General features: G+C 70.1%; 13 protein-coding genes and 1 tRNA gene. 7 read left to right on the forward strand and 7 right to left on the reverse strand.

The features are described 5' to 3' along the window. Position 1: 1 nt before the first annotated feature. The 5 genes from ABIE44_RS07900 to sp36 form a co-directional block, all read right to left on the reverse strand. Positions 2-4,504 carry a beta strand repeat-containing protein gene (locus tag ABIE44_RS07900; RefSeq protein WP_209719803.1) on the reverse strand — a complete coding sequence of 1,501 codons (4,503 nt, stop codon included), beginning with the start codon at positions 4,502-4,504 and terminating at the stop codon, positions 2-4. 153 nt (positions 4,505-4,657) lie between these two features. Then, the gene (locus ABIE44_RS07905) at positions 4,658-5,479 is read right to left on the reverse strand and encodes an MBL fold metallo-hydrolase (protein ID WP_354437926.1); all 822 of its coding nucleotides are present in this window, start codon (positions 5,477-5,479) and stop codon (positions 4,658-4,660) included. Positions 5,480-5,483: 4 nt separating this feature from the next. Then, a complete protein-coding gene (locus ABIE44_RS07910; RefSeq protein ID WP_209719800.1) occupies positions 5,484-6,362 on the reverse strand; it encodes an NUDIX hydrolase in 879 nt (292 codons plus the stop codon). A 1-nt stretch (position 6,363) separates the two neighbouring features. Next, the gene (locus ABIE44_RS07915; RefSeq protein ID WP_209719798.1) at positions 6,364-6,831 is read right to left on the reverse strand and encodes a RidA family protein; all 468 of its coding nucleotides are present in this window, start codon (positions 6,829-6,831) and stop codon (positions 6,364-6,366) included. Continuing rightward, on the reverse strand, positions 6,831-6,986 hold the full coding sequence (gene sp36, locus ABIE44_RS07920) for a Sp36 family protein (protein WP_209719795.1): 156 nt from the start codon (positions 6,984-6,986) through the stop codon (positions 6,831-6,833). The genes ABIE44_RS07915 and sp36 overlap by 1 nt, the downstream gene beginning before the upstream one ends. A 94-nt stretch (positions 6,987-7,080) precedes the next feature. Here sp36 and ABIE44_RS07925 point away from each other — a divergent pair, with 94 nt between their 5' ends. The 4 genes from ABIE44_RS07925 to bagB are packed head-to-tail and all read left to right on the forward strand — an operon-like array spanning position 7,081 to position 12,040. After that, the gene (locus ABIE44_RS07925) at positions 7,081-7,815 is read left to right on the forward strand and encodes an alpha/beta hydrolase (RefSeq protein ID WP_209719792.1); all 735 of its coding nucleotides are present in this window, start codon (positions 7,081-7,083) and stop codon (positions 7,813-7,815) included. Then, positions 7,812-9,803: an acetoacetate--CoA ligase gene (locus ABIE44_RS07930; protein ID WP_209719789.1), complete on the forward strand. Its 1,992-nt coding sequence runs from the start codon at positions 7,812-7,814 to the stop codon at positions 9,801-9,803. The genes ABIE44_RS07925 and ABIE44_RS07930 overlap by 4 nt, the downstream gene beginning before the upstream one ends. A 39-nt stretch (positions 9,804-9,842) precedes the next feature. Beyond that, positions 9,843-10,832 (forward strand): ATPase BagA, encoded by a 990-nt coding sequence (bagA, locus tag ABIE44_RS07935; protein ID WP_209719786.1) that lies wholly within the window; start codon positions 9,843-9,845, stop codon positions 10,830-10,832. A gap of 38 nt (positions 10,833-10,870) precedes the next feature. Continuing rightward, the gene (gene bagB / locus ABIE44_RS07940) at positions 10,871-12,040 is read left to right on the forward strand and encodes an ArsA family ATPase (protein ID WP_209723505.1); all 1,170 of its coding nucleotides are present in this window, start codon (positions 10,871-10,873) and stop codon (positions 12,038-12,040) included. A gap of 42 nt (positions 12,041-12,082) precedes the next feature. Here bagB and ABIE44_RS07945 read toward each other — a convergent pair whose 3' ends face one another. Further along, positions 12,083-12,382, reverse strand: coding sequence for a WhiB family transcriptional regulator (locus tag ABIE44_RS07945; protein ID WP_209723503.1), 300 nt, complete (start codon positions 12,380-12,382; stop codon positions 12,083-12,085). Between the two features lie 225 nt (positions 12,383-12,607). Between ABIE44_RS07945 and ABIE44_RS07950 the strand changes: the two genes are divergently transcribed. Next, a complete protein-coding gene (locus ABIE44_RS07950; protein ID WP_209719783.1) occupies positions 12,608-14,977 on the forward strand; it encodes a transglycosylase domain-containing protein in 2,370 nt (789 codons plus the stop codon). A gap of 4 nt (positions 14,978-14,981) precedes the next feature. Here the strand turns inward: ABIE44_RS07950 and ABIE44_RS07955 are convergent, their stop codons facing one another. Then, on the reverse strand, positions 14,982-15,440 hold the full coding sequence (locus tag ABIE44_RS07955; RefSeq protein ID WP_209719779.1) for a GatB/YqeY domain-containing protein: 459 nt from the start codon (positions 15,438-15,440) through the stop codon (positions 14,982-14,984). A gap of 106 nt (positions 15,441-15,546) precedes the next feature. Here ABIE44_RS07955 and ABIE44_RS07960 point away from each other — a divergent pair, with 106 nt between their 5' ends. Together ABIE44_RS07960 and ABIE44_RS07965 are read left to right on the forward strand one after the other, a co-directional pair. Beyond that, complete coding sequence (locus ABIE44_RS07960) at positions 15,547-16,509, forward strand: metallophosphoesterase (RefSeq protein WP_209719776.1); 963 nt, start codon at positions 15,547-15,549, stop codon at positions 16,507-16,509. Positions 16,510-16,558: 49 nt separating this feature from the next. After that, positions 16,559-16,635: transfer RNA gene (locus tag ABIE44_RS07965), tRNA-Pro, on the forward strand. The last annotated feature ends 462 nt before the right edge of the window (positions 16,636-17,097 follow it).

Raw genomic sequence — 17,097 nt, forward strand, 5'->3', positions numbered from 1 at the left:
CCTAGCAACCTCCGAGGAGTGCCGCCAGCAGGTTGCACCCACCGCCGCTCCCGCTCGATCCCGGTTGCAGCGTGCCGGCCGACGCGGTCGCCCCGTTCCAGAGCGCGTTGCCGGCGAAGGTCGCCGTCAGCTGGTTGCGCACCGGCGTGAGGATGGCGTCCAGGACGTTCTGCGAGCACTGGGCGTGACCGGCCGCATCGGAGACTCCGGTGCACACCGTCTTGCCGTTCGAGGTGAACTTCACCGACAGGCCGGCGACCGGCTGCAGCGGGAAGCCCCCTCGGATGTCGGCCTCGACCAGGCCCGCGTTGATCGAGAGATCGCCGTTGGGCTGGATGCCCGCCAGGATCGCTGTCAGGTCGAGCGTGGTGCTGCCCTTCACCAGGGTGATCGAGAGCTGCTTGGTCGCCGTCTGCGCCGGGTCGAGCGAGTCGGTCGCCTTCACCGTGAAGGTGAACGTGCCGCTCGCCGCAGTCGCGGAGCCGGTGATCGTGCCGAACTGGTTCATGCTCAGACCGGCCGGGAGGGCACCTCCGACGATCTCGAAGGAGTACGCCGGCTGACCGCCGGACGCGGTGACCTGAGCCGAGTACGCCGTCTTGTAGGCCGCGTTCGGCAGCGACGTCGTGGAGATCGAGAGCGGCGGGACCACCTCGAGGACCAGGTTGATCGTCGCGTCCGGGCTCTGGCCGTTGCTCGCCTTGATCGTGATCGGGTACTCCCCGACCGCGCTCGCCGGAGCGGTACCGGAGATCGTGGCGCTGCCGTTGCCGTTGTCGGTGAACGTCAGCCCGGCCGGCAGGGAGCCGGTCTTCGTGATCGTCGCGGTCGGGTACCCGTCGCTGCTGAAGCCGATCGAGCCCGCGGTTCCGGTGACGAAGCGGGCCTCGCTCGGGCCGACGAGCTCAGGAGCCTCGTTGACCGTCACGTCGACCGACTTGGTCGCGTCGGAGCCGACTCCGTTGGTCGCCTTCACGACCACGCCCGGGTAGAGCCCGCCGGTGCCGTTCGCAGCACTGCCGGTGATCTTCGCCTTGCCCGCACCCGTGCTGGCCAGGCTGAGACCGGCCGGGAGACCGAGGGCCGACAGCGACGGGACCGGGAAGCCGGAGCCGACGAACTCGTTGCTCTGGCTGGACGTGCCGACCTTGAAGGTCGCCGAGCCCGGGCCGGTGAGCGAGGGGGCTTCGTTGACGGTCAGGGTGAACGGCTTGGTCGCGTCGGGCGCCGTGCCGTTCGCGGCCTTGACCGTCAGCCCGTAGACACCACCGGAACCAGCCGACGGAGTGCCGGCGTAGGCGCCGGTGCCGTCACCGTTGTCGGTGAAGGTGACTCCGCCCGGCAGCAGGCCCAGCGAGCTGAGCACCGACGTCGGGTGGCCGGTCGTGGTGAAGACCGTGGGGCCGCCGGACTGACCGACCACGTACGTCGCCGCGGACGGACCGGCGAGCGCCGGCGCCTGGTTGATGGTCAACGTGAACGTCTTGGTGTCCGTGCCGGCCTCGTTGGTCGCCTTCACGGTGACCTCGTGCACGCCGCCGGTGCCCGCACCCGGGGTCCCCGCGAGGGTTCCGGTGCCGTCGCCGTTGTCGGTGAACGTCACGCCGTTCGGCAGGCCCGTCGCCGACAGCGTCGGCTGCGGGGATCCGGTGGTGGTGAAGCTCTGCGGAGCGCCCGCGACACCCACGGCGTACGTCGCCGACGACGGACCGGAGATGACCGGGACGACCTGCTCGGCCTCGACCGCGCCGATGTCGCACTTGGCGCCCTGCGGACGGCTGGTGCCACGCTGGTCCGAACCCGTGCACAGCGTGATCGCGCTGCCGGTGATCGCGTCGTTCACGCCCGTGGCCGCGGACGTCGTGATCTTGTTCAGTGCCGGGCTGGTCGCCCCGGGCAGGCGGGTGGTGGTCGGTCCACCGTTGTTCGCGAGGGCGCCCAACTGCGGCGCGGCGAACACGTTGCCCTTGGAACCGGCGGTGCTGAACGCGCACTCCGAGGCCGTCGGGCTGTTCAGGTTGGAGCCACCGTCGGCGACGGCGACGTTGCACTGGTGCCCGTTGTTGCCCGACAGGATCGAGCCGCTGACCGAGACCAGGCCGGCACTCTTGGCGACGATGCCGCCGTACGCGTCGAAGGGGTCGACCGGCACAGCGGTGTTGTCCGTGATCGTGCTCGCCACGATGCTGGTCGGGTTCGAGAACGACAGCACGCCGAACGGACCCGACGCGGCGTTGCCGTCGATCGTGCTGTTGCTGATCGACGTCTTGTTCGTCGAGCTGGCCTTGTTCGAGCCGGTGAGGATCGCCGCGCCCGCGAATGCCTCGTTGTCGCTGAGCGTGCTGTTGGTGATCTTGAGCGACGTGGTCACGTTCTCGTCGTCGGTGCCGCTGAAGATCGCGCCACCGTTGCCCGACGAGCCGTCCGCCTTGTTGCCGCTGATCTGCGCCTTGTTGATCGTCAGCTGACCGGCCGAGAAGATCGCGCCGCCACCGAAGTTCCCCCCGGTGGAGGTGTTGCCGATCAGGTCGGTGTCGTCGAACGAGGCGTTCAGGCTGTTGCCGATGAAGGCACCGCCAGCGGCGAAGGCGACGTTGTCCGACATCGTGCCGCCGGTCATCGTCAGGCTTCCTGCGGCCGCGGTGGTCGAGAACGCACCACCGAGGAACACGGCGGTGTTGCCGTTCAGCTGCGAGTCCGTGATCGTGGCGGCCGCGCCGGTGTAGATACCGCCGCCGCTGTTCCCGGCGTCGTTGTCGTTGACCTCGGAGCCCGTCACGCTCAGCGGCGCTGCGGTGTAGATGCCTGCGCCGATCGCGCCGGTGTTGGCGTTCACCTTGGAGCCGTTCTTCACGACGGTGTTGATCGTGGTGACGATGCCGCCACCGCCGGCGACACCGTCGTTGCCGGTGACCTTGGTGTTGTCGAGCGTCAAGGTCGGCGTGGTCCCGGCCTGCGGGGTCGCGTAGATGCCGCCACCGAGGCCTGCGCTCGCGTGCGTCGCCTTGTTCTGCGTGACCGTGCTGTCGGTCAGGCTGACCGGTCCGGTGGAGTAGATGCCGCCACCGCCGAGGGCGACGTTCTTCGAGAGCGTGAGCCCCGTGGCCGCGATCGTGGTCGCCGCGCCGCCTGCCCCGATGTTGCCGGCCGCCGCGATCGCACCACCGACGACTGCGTTCCCGCCGGCGACGGGCGTCCCCGCGTTGTCACCGTTGATCGTCGCGTTCGTGAACGTCAGGGAGGGAGCTGCGGTGGACGTCAGCGCGAACGAAGCGATCGCACCGCCGTACCCGGTGATGCCGGGCGTCGCGTTGGTGTTGGCGACGACCTTGTTCCCGCTGAAGGTCGCTCCGTTCTTCACGACCACGGCTCCGCCGTTGTAGATCGCGCCGCCGTTGCCCAGGTTGGTCGAGGTCCCGCCGTTGGCCGTGTTGCCGGAGAGGGTGCCGCCGTCGATCGTGACGGTGCCACCGTTCGACAGTGCACTGCCGTTGATCCCACCGTTCGCGATCGCTCCACCCAGACCTGCGGAGCTCCCCGAGATGGTCGAGCCGGTCAGCGTCGTCGTACCGGCGATCTGGATGATCGCGCCTCCCTGCCTGACGGCGGTGTTACCGGTGAAGGTCGTGCCGTTGGTGGTGACCGATCCGGAGTTGTTGTAGATCGCACCTCCGTCGACCACGCTGCTGTTGGACGTGAAGGAACCGCCCGAGACGTTCACCGCGGCGGCACTCGCGATGCCGCCACCGAGGCCGGCACCGGTCGCGCTGTTCGAGCTGACCGTCGCGTTGCTGAGGTTGACCGCGCCCGCCTGCGCGTAGATGCCACCGCCGCCCTGGGCGCTGTTCTGCGCGACCGAGGTGCCGGCGAGCGAGATCGTTCCCGCACCTGAGTAGACGCCACCGCCGAACACCGCCGCGGTGTTGCTCGCCAGCGAGCCGCCCGTCATGGTCAGCGACCCGTTCGCGGAGAGGTTGACCACGCCGCCACCGGCGTTGGTCGCGGCGTTCCCGATGATGTCGACGTTCGTCGTCTGGACCTGCCCGCTCGTGATCGCGATGCCGCCGCCGTTGGCGGCCCGACCGTTCGTGATCCTCATGTTCGAGAGCTTCAAGGTCTTCGCGGCCGTGATGTTCACGGTGAACACGGACGCCGCGGCCGAACCGTTGAAGGTCGTTGCAGGGGATCCCGCGCCGACCAGGTTCGCCGTCTTCGCGGCGAACGCGGGCCGCTCGGTGTACGTACCGGCCGCGAGGTTGATCGTGTCCCCGTCGACGAAGCCACCCTTGGCGAGCACTCCGGCGATGGTGGCGCACGGGGACGCCGCGACCAGGCAGGAGTTGGCGTTGTTCCCGCCGCTGGCGGCGACGAACCACGGGCCCGCCGCGTTGGCAGGACCGGCCGCGACGAGCGACCCGATCCCGGCGGTGACCGCCAGGACGGCGGCGGTGGCTGTGCGGCGCAGCTTGGTGCGGGCCGGAACGGTACGACGGTGAGCAGACATGAGAAACCCCTAGGTCCGGGCCGTGGTCAGGGAGGATGTGGCCCAGCTTGTCGGGAACCGTAATCCGGTCCCGGAGGGTTCACTTACGGGTTCTGGATGTTTCGGAAATCCGGACTAGCCCACAAACTCCACTCTGCGATCTGGCCGTAACTTTCAGGCGCGGAGGTAGGCGAGCTGGGCCCGCACCGAGAGCTCGGCTGCTCCCCAGAGCACCGGGTCGACGTCGGAGTAGACGATCTCGACGACCTGGCGTGGCAGGTCGTCCTCCGCGATCCCCTCGGGGTGCGGCTGACCGGCGAGAGTGTCGAGCGCGGCACGGACCTGCTCGAGGCGCTGCTGCCGGTGCGAGATGTAGTAGTCGAGCGCGCCGAGCGCGTCCTCGATGACCGGACCGTGCCCGGGCCAGATCGACGCGAGCTCGTGGCGCGCCGCCAGCTGGTGCAACCGGTCGAGCGAGTCGAGGTAGGCGCCGAGCTGTCCGTCGGGGTGGGCGACCACCGTGGTGCCGCGGCCGAGCACGGTGTCCCCGGTGAGAACGGCACCTTCGGCGGGCACGAGGAAGGACAGCGAGTCCGCGGTGTGTCCCGGCGTACCGATGACGCGGACCTCGAGGCCACCGACCTCGACGACGTCACCGTCACCGAGCCCTTCGGACCCGAGCCGGTACTCCGGGTCCAGTGCCCGTACGCCGCAGCCCCACCGCTCCGCGAACTCCTTGGCCGACTCGGAGTGGTCGTAGTGGTGGTGGGTCAGCAGGACCGTCCCGATGCTGCCACCGTCACCGAGACCCGCCGCGGCCTCGATGGCCGCCAGGTGCGGGGCATCGGGTGGGCCGGGGTCGACGACGACGGCGCGCTTCGCTCCGGGCTCGCGCAGCACCCAGGTGTTCGTGCCGTCCAGCGTCATGATGTTCGCGTTGTCGGCGAGCACGCACTGCGCCCGCTCGCCGAACGAGCCACCCACCCAGGCGTTCAAGGGACTACCCCTGACCCCAGGTCGCGTTCTTCGAGCGCTTCTCCAGCAGGGCGTCCGCGTGCGGCGGACGGGTGAGCGTGAAGCCCTCCCCCTCCGGCTCGACCGCGGGGCAGAACATCTCGACGCGGCGGTTCCGCGACTCCGCGATCACGGCCTCGGGGTCGGCGTACTCGGCGATGTCCAGCGAGGTGATGTACGTCGGCGGCAGCATCAGGATCTCCCGCTCCTCGGCCTGCTCGACGGCCTTGATCGCCGGCACCCACACGACCTGGTCGGACTCGGTGGAGACGTCACGGGTGCGCTGGCCCTCGGGCAGCTCGGCGACGAAGAACCAGGTCCGGTAGCGCTTGGGCTCGAAGATCGGCGTGAGCCAGCCGGACCAGGCGCCGAGCAGGTCGGTGCGCAGCACCAGACCCCGGCGGTCGAGGAAGTCGGTCAGCGCGAGCTCGTGCTTCTCCAGAGCGATCCGGTCGGCCTCCCAGTCGGCACCGGTCGTGTCGGCGACCACGGAGTCCGCGGACTCACCTGCCAGCAGCACGCCGGACTCCTCGAAGGTCTCGCGCACGGCGGCGCAGACCAGGGCGCGGGCCTGGGCCTCGTCGGTGCCGAGCAGCTCGGCCCACTCGGCCGGCGACGGTCCGGCCCAGGCGACCGCGTGGTCGAAGTCCCGCTGGTCGACGCCGCCGCCCGGGAAGACGCACATGCCGCCGGCGAACTCCATCGAGACCTGACGGCGCAGCAGGTACAGCTCGGGGCCCGCGCTGCCCGGGCGCAGCAGCACCACGGTCGCCGCGTCGCGCGGCTCGACCGGCTCTTTGGACCCATCGGCGAACTCGGCGGCAGCGTCGGCGAACGCCTGCGGCAGCTGGACGAGACCGGCCATGTCAGTCGATCTCGACGATCAGCTCGACCTCGACCGGGGAGTCGAGCGGGAGCACCGGTACGCCGACCGCGGACCGGACGTGCTGACCGGCGTCGCCGAAGACGTTGCCGAACAGCTCGGAGGCGCCGTTGGCGACCTGCGGCTGGCCGGTGAAGTCGGAGGTGGAGGCGACGAACACGACGACCTTGACCACGCGCTTGATCGCGGTCAGCGACCCGAGCTCGGCGTTCACGGCCGCCAGGGCGTTCAGCGCGCACTGCTGCGCGCACGCGACGGCCTCCTCGAGGCTGACCTCGCCGCCGACCTTGCCGGTCGCCATCAGCTGACCGTCCTGCATCGGGAGTTGGCCGGAGGTGAAGACGTGGATCCCGCTGCGCACCGCGGGGATGTAGGCCGCCACCGGCTTGGCAACGGCAGGGATGCTCAGGCCCAGCTCGGCGAGCCGCTCCTCCGGGGTGGCGGCGCTCATCAGCTGGCCTTCGGGCGCTTCAGGAACGCGATCAGCCCGCCCTGCTCGTTGCGCTCGATGTGGACGAGCTCCCAGCCGTCCAGACCGAAGTTGTTCAGCATCAAGGTCTCGTTGTGGAGCGGAATCGGCGCCACCTGGTACTCCCACTGGTTCATGGGTCCGACTCTAGTCACCTCCTGAGGGTGTCGCGCGGGCCCGGGCCGGCGCGCAGCAGGCTCGGGCCCGCGCGACACCCTCTAGGTTGGGCGGGTGAGCCAGGACCGCCTCCCCGACGCCGTCGTCCGGTACTCCGACCACCGCGACGGGATCATCGACCTGCACGTGCCGGCCGACCCGAACGGAACCCTGCTGGTCCTCGTGCACGGCGGCTTCTGGATGGAGGAGTGGGACCGGACGCACACCCGCGACCAGGCGCGCGCGCTGGCGGACCTCGGCTACCTGGTCGCGACGCCGGAGTACCGGCGCCTGCGCGGCGAGGGCGGCTGGCCGACGACGGCGACCGATGTCCTCGACGCGTACGCGCAGCTGCCGGACCTGCTCTCCGGGCTCGGGCTCGAGCACAGCCGCACCGTCACGATGGGGCACTCGGCCGGCGGGCACCTGGTGCTCTGGCTGGCTGCGCAAGAGCTCATCCGCCCGCCGGACCGCACGGTCGCGCTGGCCCCCGTCTGCGACCTGGCCCTCGCCCAGACGCTCGGCCTGGGCGACGGAGCGGTCGACGAGCTGCTCGACGGCACGCCGCTGACCGCGGCCGACCCGCAGACCCTGCACGCCGGCCAACCCCCGGGGACCGTCGTGATCCTGCACGGCGACCGCGACCACCTGGTGCCGATCGAGCTCGGCCGGTCCTTCGCTACCAGGCACGCGTGGGTCGAGCTCGTCGAGCTGCCCGGCGTCGGACACTTCGAGTTCCTGGATCCGCGCGACCCGGTCTGGAAGACCCTCGCCTCGGCCGTCGCCGACGGGCAGACTGACCCGCGATGACCAGCGACACGACTCCCCCGATCCTCTGGCGCCCGGACCCCGCACGCCCCTCGCGGCTGGCGAGGTTCCAGGACCGGCTCGCCGCGGCCGGCGGTCCCGTCACCACCGGGTACGACGATCTCTGGTCGTGGTCGGTCACCGACCTGGACGCCTTCTGGCTCGCGGTGTGGGGCTGGTTCGACCCGCCGGCCGACGTACCCGCCGACGGCCCCGGTGTGGCGCTGGCCGACGACGCGATGCCCGGCGCGACCTGGTTCCCCGAGGTACGCCTGAACTACGCCGAGGCGATGCTGCGGCTGCCCGGCCGCGGGGCGGACGACGTCGTGGTCGTCAGTCGCAGCGAGACCCGGGACGAGGTCTCGCTCACCGCCGCCGAGCTGCGCGCACTGGTGGGACGGGTGCGCGCGGGACTGGTCCGTGCCGGCGTCGGCACGGGCGACCGGGTGGCGGCGTACGCCCCGAACATCCCGGAGACGCTCGCCGTCCTGCTCGCCACCGCCAGCCTCGGGGCGACCTTCAGCTCGTGCGCTCCCGAGTTCGGCACCCAGAGCGTCACGGACCGCTGGAAGCAGATCGAGCCGAGGGTGCTGGTCACCGTCGACGGCTACGCGTACGGCGGCAAGCGGATCGAGCGGGCGGACGAGGTCGCTGCCATCCGCGCGGCGATCCCCAGCATCGAGACCACCGTGTGGGTCGACTACCTCGACCCCGGCTCCGTGCCTGCGGACACGATCGGGTGGGACGAGTTCACCGCCACCGAGGGCCCCCTCGACTTCGTCCGGCTCCCGTTCGACCACCCGCTCTACGTGCTGTTCTCCTCCGGCACGACCGGCCTGCCGAAGCCGATCGTGCACGGCCACGGCGGGATCACGGTGGAGCACCTCAAGGCCCTCGGGCTGCAGACCGACCTCGGCCCCGAGGACACCTTCTTCTGGTTCTCCACCACCGGCTGGATGATGTGGAACTACCTGGTCTCCGCCCTGGGGGTCGGTGCCACGATCGTCCTGTACGACGGCAACCCGGCACCGGCCGTCGAGGGCAGACCCGACGTCGGGATGCTCTGGCGGATGGCCGCCGACCTCGGCGTCACCTACTTCGGCACCAGCGCACCGTTCCTGCTGCAGTGCCGCAAGGAAGGGATCGTGCCGCGCGAGATCGCCGACCTGTCCGCGGTCCGGGGCATCGGCTCGACCGGTGCTCCGCTGCCGGCCGAAGGCTTCACCTGGGTCTACGAGGCCGTCAGCGCGACCGCGCAGCTCGGGTCGCTGTCGGGAGGGACCGACGTCTGCTCCGGCTTCGTCGGATCGGCGCCGACCGTCCCGGTCTACGCCGGCGAGATCGCGTGCCGCTGCCTCGGCGTCGCCGTCGCGGCGTACGACGACCAGGGTCGTTCCCACGTCGGCGTCCTCGGCGAGCTGGTGATCGAGCGGCCGATGCCCTCGATGCCGCTCGGTTTCTGGGGCGACATCGACGGGTCGCGCTACTCCGCGGCGTACTTCGAGGACTTCCCGGGCGTGTGGCGCCACGGCGACTGGATCACGATCACCGACCGCGGCACGTGCACGATCACCGGCCGCAGCGACGCCACCCTGAACCGCGGCGGTGTCCGGCTCGGCACCTCGGAGTTCTACTCGGTCGTCGAGTCGCTGCCCGAGGTCGTCGACAGCCTGGTCGTGCACCTCGAGGACACCGAGGGCGGCGCCGGCACCCTCGTGCTGCTGGTCCGGCTCGCGGCCGACCAGACGCTCGACGAGCACCTGCGCCGCAAGCTCGTCACCGCGCTGCGGTCCTCGCTCTCGCCGCGGCACGTGCCCGACGTGCTGCACCAGGTCGACGCCTTGCCGCGCACGCTCTCGGGCAAGCGGATCGAGGTCCCCGCCAAGAAGATCCTGCAGGGCACTCCGGTCGAGGTCGCCGTCGCCCGGGGCGCCCTCACCGCGCCCGAGGGACTGGACGAGCTCGTGGCGCTGCGCACACTCCTCGCGTGAGCAGTGCTGCGGTCACCCCCCGATCGCTAGGCTTCGGCCATGTCTGACTTCCCGGATGTGCAGCTGCACATCGTCACCGGAAAGGGAGGCACCGGGAAGTCGACGGTCGCCGCCAGCCTGGCTCTCGCGCACGCCGCGCAGGGGAAGCAGGTGCTGCTCTGCGAGGTCGAGGGGCGTCAGGGCATCGCGCAGATGTTCGACGTGCCACCGCTGCCCTACGAGGAGCGGCTGCTGGCCAAGGCGAGCGAGGCCGGCCACGGCAACGTCTACGCGCTGGCGATCGACGCGGAGTCGGCACTGCTGGAGTACCTCGCGATGTACTACCGGCTCGGTCGTGCGGGCAAGGCACTGGACCGCTTCGGCGTGATCGACTTCGCGACCACGATCGCGCCCGGCGTCCGCGACGTGCTGCTGACCGGCAAGGTCTACGAGGCGGCGCAGCGCAACAGCCGCAACAAGAACGCCCGCAACTACGACGCGATCGTCCTCGACGCTCCGCCCACCGGACGCATCTCGCAGTTCCTCAACGTGAACAACGAGCTCGCCGGCCTGGCGAAGGTCGGCCCCATCAAGGCGCAGGCCGACACCGTCACCACGCTGCTCAAGTCGAGCCGTACGGCCGTGCACCTGGTCACCGTCCTCGAGGAGATGCCGGTGCAGGAGACCGCCGACGGTGTCGTCGAGCTGCGCGGCGCAGGGATGCCGGTCGGCGGCGTCATCGTGAACCTGGTCAGGCCCCAGGACCTCGACGCCCGGGCCCGCGAGGACCTGCTCGCCGACGAGGTCGACACCAAAGCCCTCGGCAAGGTGCTCACCGCCGCGGGGCTCAAGGCGCCGATGAGCCTGGTCCCCGCCCTGATCCGGGAGGGCCGCGACCACGCGGAGCGGCGTCGGCTCGAGGACTCCCAGCGCGCGCTCGTCGAGAAGATCGGCGTTCCGACGTACGAGCTGCCGAAGCTGGCCGGCGGCGCCGACATCGGGGGGCTCTACGAGCTCGCCGCCGCGCTGATCGCGCAGGGTCTCGCATGAGCCCGGCAGCAGGACGGTCCACCGCCCGGGTCGCGCCGATGACCTCGACCCGAGGACCCGTGCCCGAGCTGGACGTCGACGCGCTGCTCGCCGACCGCAACCAGCGGATCATCGTGTGCTGCGGGGCAGGCGGTGTCGGCAAGACGACCACGGCTGCGGCAGTCGCGCTCCGAGCGGCGGAGCAGGGGCGCAAGGTCGTCGTCCTGACCATCGACCCGGCCCGCCGGCTCGCGCAGTCGATGGGCATCGAGGCGCTGGACAACACCCCGCGTCCGGTCCCCGGCGTCCAGGGCAGCGGGTCGCTCGACGCGATGATGCTCGACATGAAGCGCACCTTCGACGAGGTGGTCGAGAACCAGGCCAGCCCGGAGAAGGCGCAGCAGATCCTCAACAACCCGTTCTACATCGCGGTCTCCAGCTCGTTCGCGGGCACGCAGGAGTACATGGCGATGGAGAAGCTCGGCCAGCTCGACAAGGACGCGCGTGCCTCGGGACGTTGGGACCTGATCGTCGTGGACACCCCGCCCTCGCGCAGCGCCCTGGACTTCCTGGACGCACCCGAGCGGCTCTCGAGCTTCCTCGACGGCAAGTTCATGAAGCTGCTGCTCGCGCCGGCCAAGGGTCCGGCGAAGCTGATGACGGCCGGATTCGGCCTGGTCACCAAGGCAGTGACGACGATCATCGGCGGGCAGGTGCTCACCGACATGCAGGCGTTCGTCTCAGCGTTCGACACGCTCTTCGGCGGCTTCCGCCAGCGCGCGCAGCGCACCTTCGAGCTGCTGCAGGCGCCGGGCACCGCGTTCCTGGTGGTGGCAGCGCCCGAGCCGGACGCGCTGCGTGAGGCGGCGTACTTCGTCGAGCGACTCAGCGCCGAGAAGATGCCGCTCGCCGGCCTGGTGGTGAACCGGGCGAGCACCGAGCCCGAGGGCAACCTGACGGCCGCCGGTGCCATGGCCGCGCACGAGAAGCTGCGCGAGATGGCGGGCGCGACCGAGGACGACGACACCACCCGGATGGCGGCAGGCCTGCTCCGGCTCTACTCCGATCGCAAGGTCATCGTGGAGCGCGAGGCCCGGTTGCGCACCCGTTTCGCGACGGCTCACCCGCGGGTGCGCACCGTCGTGCTGCCGGCCCTGTCCAGCGACGTGCACGACCTCGACGGTCTCCGTCGGATCGGCTCGCTGCTGGGCACGCCAGGACCTGCCTAGGCCGAGCTCCGGGAGAACCCGGGACCGACCCGTCCGCGGTGATCAGGCGGAAACGGTCTCGACAGACTCGAGGTGAGCGTCCTTCGCCGCGGAGAGCAGCGCGCGCCACGACGTGACGTTCGGACGCTTCCGCAGCACGGCACGACGCTCGCGCTCGGTCATGCCACCCCAGACACCCCACTCGATGCGGTTGTCGAGAGCTTCGGCCAGGCACTCGGCCCGGACCGGACAGGCCGCGCAGACGACCTTGGCCTTGTGCTGCTCGGCCCCCCGGACGAACAACTCATCGGGCCGCGATTGCTGACAGGTTGCGGCAGCAGCCCACTCTTCATTCCAAGACATTGAAACCCCCATGAGAAAAGCTTGTGGTTCCGCCCGAAACGGGACGGTCCCCCCACATATCGGAACGTTAGGTTCTCGGTCATCCTCGGAACAGGCCCGAACGTACCGAATCGCCCTGGCCCAAAAGGACTAGTGACGCTAGTCATAACGCCGCGCCGAACCGGAGGTTACGACGCAGATCTGACGTATCGGGCGGCTGTGCCGGCACCGCCTAGACTGACCGCCATGGCGAGCAAGCTGACCTTCCGCGACGTCTCCTCCCACCTCACGGTGATGGTGGCGTTGTCCGCGTTGATGGGTCTGCTGGTCGCCGGCCTGGTGATCCCGTTCGCCGGCGCGATCGGCGTCGGGGCCAAGTCGCTGTCGAAGTCCGTGAAGGACCTGCCCGAGGACCTGGAGGCGGCGCCGCTCGCCCAGCGCACCCGCGTGCTGGACTCCGAGGGCAAGACCATCGCCACCTTCTACGACCAGAACCGCGTGAACGTCTCCCTCGACAAGGTCGCGCCGATCATGCAGCAGGCCATCGTCGCCATCGAGGACTACCGGTTCTACGAGCACGGTGCGATCGACCTCAAGGGCACGCTGCGTGCGTTCGTGACCAACCAGGCCAACGACGGCATCACCCAGGGCGGGTCGTCGATCACCCAGCAGATGGTCAAGATGACACTGCTCAACCAGGCCACGACCAAGGAAGAGCGCGACGCCGCCACGGACGACACCTACCAGCGCAAGATCAAGGAGCTGCGCTACGCCATCGGCGTGGAGCAGAAGTACTCCAAGGACTGGATCCTCGAGCGGTACCTGAACATCGCCTACTTCGGCGACGGCGCGTACGGCGTCCGGTCGGCCGCCCGGCACTACTTCGACACCGAGGCGAGCAAGCTGACCCTGGCGCAGGCCGCGGTCCTCGCGGGTCTGGTGAAGAACCCGGTCGGCTACGACCCGACGTCCTTCCCGGACAAGGCCACCCAGCGTCGTGACACCGTGCTCCGCCGGATGGCCGAGCTCGACATCATCACCCAGGCCCAGGCCGACCAGGTGATCTCCCAACCGCTCGGGCTCAAGGTCACCCCGACCCGCAACGGCTGCCTCGGCTCCAAGGCCGCCTTCTTCTGCGACTACGTGCGCCGCTACCTGCTCGCCGACCCCTCGCTCGGCACGACGGTGGAGGACCGGGCGCGACTGCTGAACTCCGGCGGCCTGACCATCAAGACGACGCTGAACATGAAGTTCCAGAAGGCTGCCGACGCGGCCACGAAGGCACGCGTGAAGGCGACCGACTCCGCGATCGGCGCGCTCGCGATGGTGCAGCCGGGGACCGGCGCGGTCGAGGCCATCAGCCAGTCGCGGCCGATGGGCCGGTCGAAGAAGAAGGGCCAGACCTTCCTCAACTACGTCGTCGACTCCAAGTACGGCGACTCCAACGGTTTCCAGGCAGGCTCGACCTTCAAGGTGTTCGTGCTCGCCGCGGCCCTCGAGCAGGGGTTGCCGCCGAACACCACGTTCAACTCGGTCCGCTCGATGCGGATCCCGCAGAACCAGTTCAAGGACTGCAGCGGGCCGTACGCGAACTTCGCGCCCTGGAACGTCAGCAACTCCACGACCAGCGGCCGCAAGAACATGTACACCGGCACCCGGGAGTCGGTGAACACCTTCTTCGCGCAGCTGGAGAAGAAGACCGGCCTCTGCAAGCCGTACGCCCTCGCGCGCTCGATGGGCGTCGACCTGACCAACCCCGCCAAGGAGCGGGTGCCGAGCTTCGTGCTGGGCATCGCGGACGTCAGCCCGCTGGAGATGGCCGGTGCGTACGCGACGTTCGCGGCCCGGGGCACGTTCTGCGAGAACCGGCCGGTCAACCGGATCGTCAACGCCGACGGCAAGGTCTTCAAGGACTACCCGAAGGTCTGCAAGCAGGTGATGGCCGAGGGCACCGCCGACACCGTCAACGACATCCTGCGCGGGGTGCTGGAGCCCGGCGGCTTCGGCTCCAAGCTCGCACTGAACAAGCCGTCGGCCGGCAAGACCGGCACCATCCAGAACAACAAGGCGGTCTGGTTCAACGGCTACACCCCGGCGATCTCGACGGCTGCGATGGTCGCCGGCGCCAACCAGGAGGGCCAGCCGATCACCCTCAACAACCAGACCGTCGGTGGCCAGTACGTCGCGAGCGCGTTCGGTTCCACGACCGCCGGTCCGATGTGGTCCCAGGCGATGCGCGCCATCCAGGACGACCTCCCGAACACGAACTTCGTCCAGCCCACCGGACGGTTCAAGCTCGAGGTCCTCAAGGAGGTGAACGTCCGCGTGCCCGACGTCGTCGGGATGACCGTCCAGCAGGCGGCCCGCACGCTGCAGCGCGCCGGCTTCCGGGTCAGCCTCGGCGGCAACATCACCTCGAACATCCCTGCCGGTCTCATCGCGCTGTCCCGGCCGGGCACCGGTGCCACGGTGAAGCAGGGCTCACGGGTGATCCTCTACCGGTCGAGCGGGCCCCTCGCCAACAACGGCAACGGCAACGGCAACGGCAACGGGAACGGCAACAACCCCGGCGGGTTCCCGACCGGGTTCCCGACCTTCTTCCCGCCGGGCGGCTGACCGCTCAGCCCAGCTGGCGGCGTACCTCAGCAGCGACGGCACCGCCGTCGGCACGACCCTTGACCTGCGGCGAGACGACGCCCATCACGGCACCGATCCCGCGCGGGCCGAGCTCGGCCGCACCGGTCTGCGCGATGGCGTCGCTGACCAGGACGGAGATCTCCTCGGCACTGAGCTGCTCGGGAAGGTAGGCGCTGATCACGGCGGCCTCGGCGCGCTCCTTGTCGGCCTGCTCCTTGCGGTCGGCGGCATCGAACGCCTCCGCGGCCTCGCGACGCTTCTTGCCCTCGCTGCCGAGCACGGTGAGCACGTCGTCGTCGGAGAGCTCGCGCGCTTCCTTGCCGGAGACCTCGGCGTTGGTGATCGCCGTCAGCACCATCCGCAAGGTCGACGAGGTCACCTCGTCGCGCGCCTTGATGGCGGCGGTCAGGTCGGCGCGCAGTTGGTCCTTCAAGGTACTCATCGACGTCCTCGCTTCGCTCCGGGCGCCGACGAGGCACGGGGGGCACGGTGCTGGCTGACTCGCTCGCTGCGCTCGCTCATGCACCCCATTGTGGCAGCCTTGTCACATGAGTTCTCTCCCGGCGACCCGATCGCGGCCGGCCCGCACGGTCGGGCGCACGGTTGGACGCGCGGTCGGCCTCGGGGCGCTCGTCGGCCTCGCCGGAGTCGGGTACGCCGCCGGCATCGAGGTCCGGAACTTCACGGTCCGCAAGCTCTCCATCCCGTGCCTGCCCGCCGGGAGCCGCCCTATCCGGGTGCTGCACATGAGCGACCTGCACCTGACACCGAAGCAGGGCTTCAAACGCCGCTGGATCGCCTCGCTGGCAGACCTGAAGCCCGACCTGGTGGTGAACACCGGCGACAACCTCGCGCACATGGACTCGGTCCCACCGCTGCTGGACGCCCTCGGACCCCTGCGCGACGTTCCCGGCGTCTTCGTGCTGGGCTCCAACGACTACTTCGCGCCCAAGCTGCGCAACCCGCTGTGGTACCTGCTGCCCGACGACGGGGAGCGCAACACCAGCACCCCTCAGCTGCCCTGGAAGGAGCTCAAGGCCGAGCTCTCCGAAGGGTGGCTGGACCTGACGAACTCGTCGGGACGGCTGGAGATCAACGGCAGCGAGCTCGCCTTCGCCGGTGTCGACGACCCGCACCTGGAGTACGACGACCTCGCCGCGGTGGCCGGACCGGCGCCGCAGGACGCGGCCCTGCGCATCGGGGTGACGCACGCGCCGTACCTGCGGGTCCTGGACCAGTACGCCGCCGACGGCTACGAGCTGACGCTGGCCGGGCACACCCACGGCGGGCAGCTCTGCCTGCCGGTCAAGGGCGCCCTCGTGACCAACTGCGACCTCGAGCCGGCCCGGGCCAAGGGCCTGCACCGGCACCCTGCCGATTCCGTGGCGGGTCAGGCTGGCTCGTCCTGGCTGCACGTCTCCGCGGGAGCCGGTACCTCGCCGTACGCGCAGATCCGGTTCTGCTGCCGCCCGGAGGCCAGTCTGATCACGCTGGAACCGGCCACGTCCTGACCCGATTTCACCCCCGCGCAGGAGTCCCGTTAGACTTCCCAGGCTGCAGCGGGCTGTGGCGCAGTTTGGTAGCGCGCGTCGTTCGGGACGACGAGGCCGCAGGTTCAAATCCTGTCAGCCCGACCAGTAGGTCAGCGGGCCCGGTGAATCTCACCGGGCCCGCTTTCCGTTTCCCGGCGCGTGACGAACGAGGGTCGCGAGCGTCTGTACGTCGTGCCAGAGCCGGGAACGACACCAGCGACCAAGCCCGTACGAGCGCCGTCCGTCAGCCGCCGAGCGACCGGACCGCGTCCACCAGCCAGGCATCCTGGCGACTTGCCTTGCCACGATGCTCAGGAGTGGCAGAATCCGGACATGCCCAAAGAGTCGGACGGAACCGGCAACGAACCGAACCTCGAGCTGCCGAGCATCTCGCTGGGGTTCGGTCGGCGGAAGAAGCGTTCCTCGAAGGGCGATGACGCCGACGCAGCGGCTCTGGAGCCCACCGAGCCCACCGAGGTAGCCGAAGAACCGGCTCCCGAGCCCGCCGAGGCACCCGCAACTGAGCCAGCCACTGAGCCGGCCGCTGAGGCGCCCGACGAGCCCGCG

The organism is Marmoricola sp. OAE513 (assembly GCF_040546585.1).
Classification (GTDB): Bacteria; Actinomycetota; Actinomycetes; order Propionibacteriales; family Nocardioidaceae; genus Marmoricola.

Coding starts and splice junctions, on each gene's coding strand:
- ABIE44_RS07900 (WP_209719803.1), bottom strand. CDS start 4,504: ATGTCTGCTCACCGTCGTACCGTTCCGGCCCGCACCAAGCTGCGCCGC.
- ABIE44_RS07910 (WP_209719800.1), bottom strand. CDS start 6,362: ATGGCCGGTCTCGTCCAGCTGCCGCAGGCGTTCGCCGACGCTGCCGCC.
- ABIE44_RS07915 (WP_209719798.1), bottom strand. CDS start 6,831: ATGAGCGCCGCCACCCCGGAGGAGCGGCTCGCCGAGCTGGGCCTGAGC.
- sp36 (WP_209719795.1), bottom strand. CDS start 6,986: ATGAACCAGTGGGAGTACCAGGTGGCGCCGATTCCGCTCCACAACGAG.
- ABIE44_RS07930 (WP_209719789.1), top strand. CDS start 7,812: ATGACCAGCGACACGACTCCCCCGATCCTCTGGCGCCCGGACCCCGCA.
- bagA (WP_209719786.1), top strand. CDS start 9,843: ATGTCTGACTTCCCGGATGTGCAGCTGCACATCGTCACCGGAAAGGGA.
- bagB (WP_209723505.1), top strand. CDS start 10,871: ATGACCTCGACCCGAGGACCCGTGCCCGAGCTGGACGTCGACGCGCTG.
- ABIE44_RS07945 (WP_209723503.1), bottom strand. CDS start 12,382: ATGTCTTGGAATGAAGAGTGGGCTGCTGCCGCAACCTGTCAGCAATCG.
- ABIE44_RS07950 (WP_209719783.1), top strand. CDS start 12,608: ATGGCGAGCAAGCTGACCTTCCGCGACGTCTCCTCCCACCTCACGGTG.
- ABIE44_RS07955 (WP_209719779.1), bottom strand. CDS start 15,440: ATGAGTACCTTGAAGGACCAACTGCGCGCCGACCTGACCGCCGCCATC.
- ABIE44_RS07960 (WP_209719776.1), top strand. CDS start 15,547: ATGAGTTCTCTCCCGGCGACCCGATCGCGGCCGGCCCGCACGGTCGGG.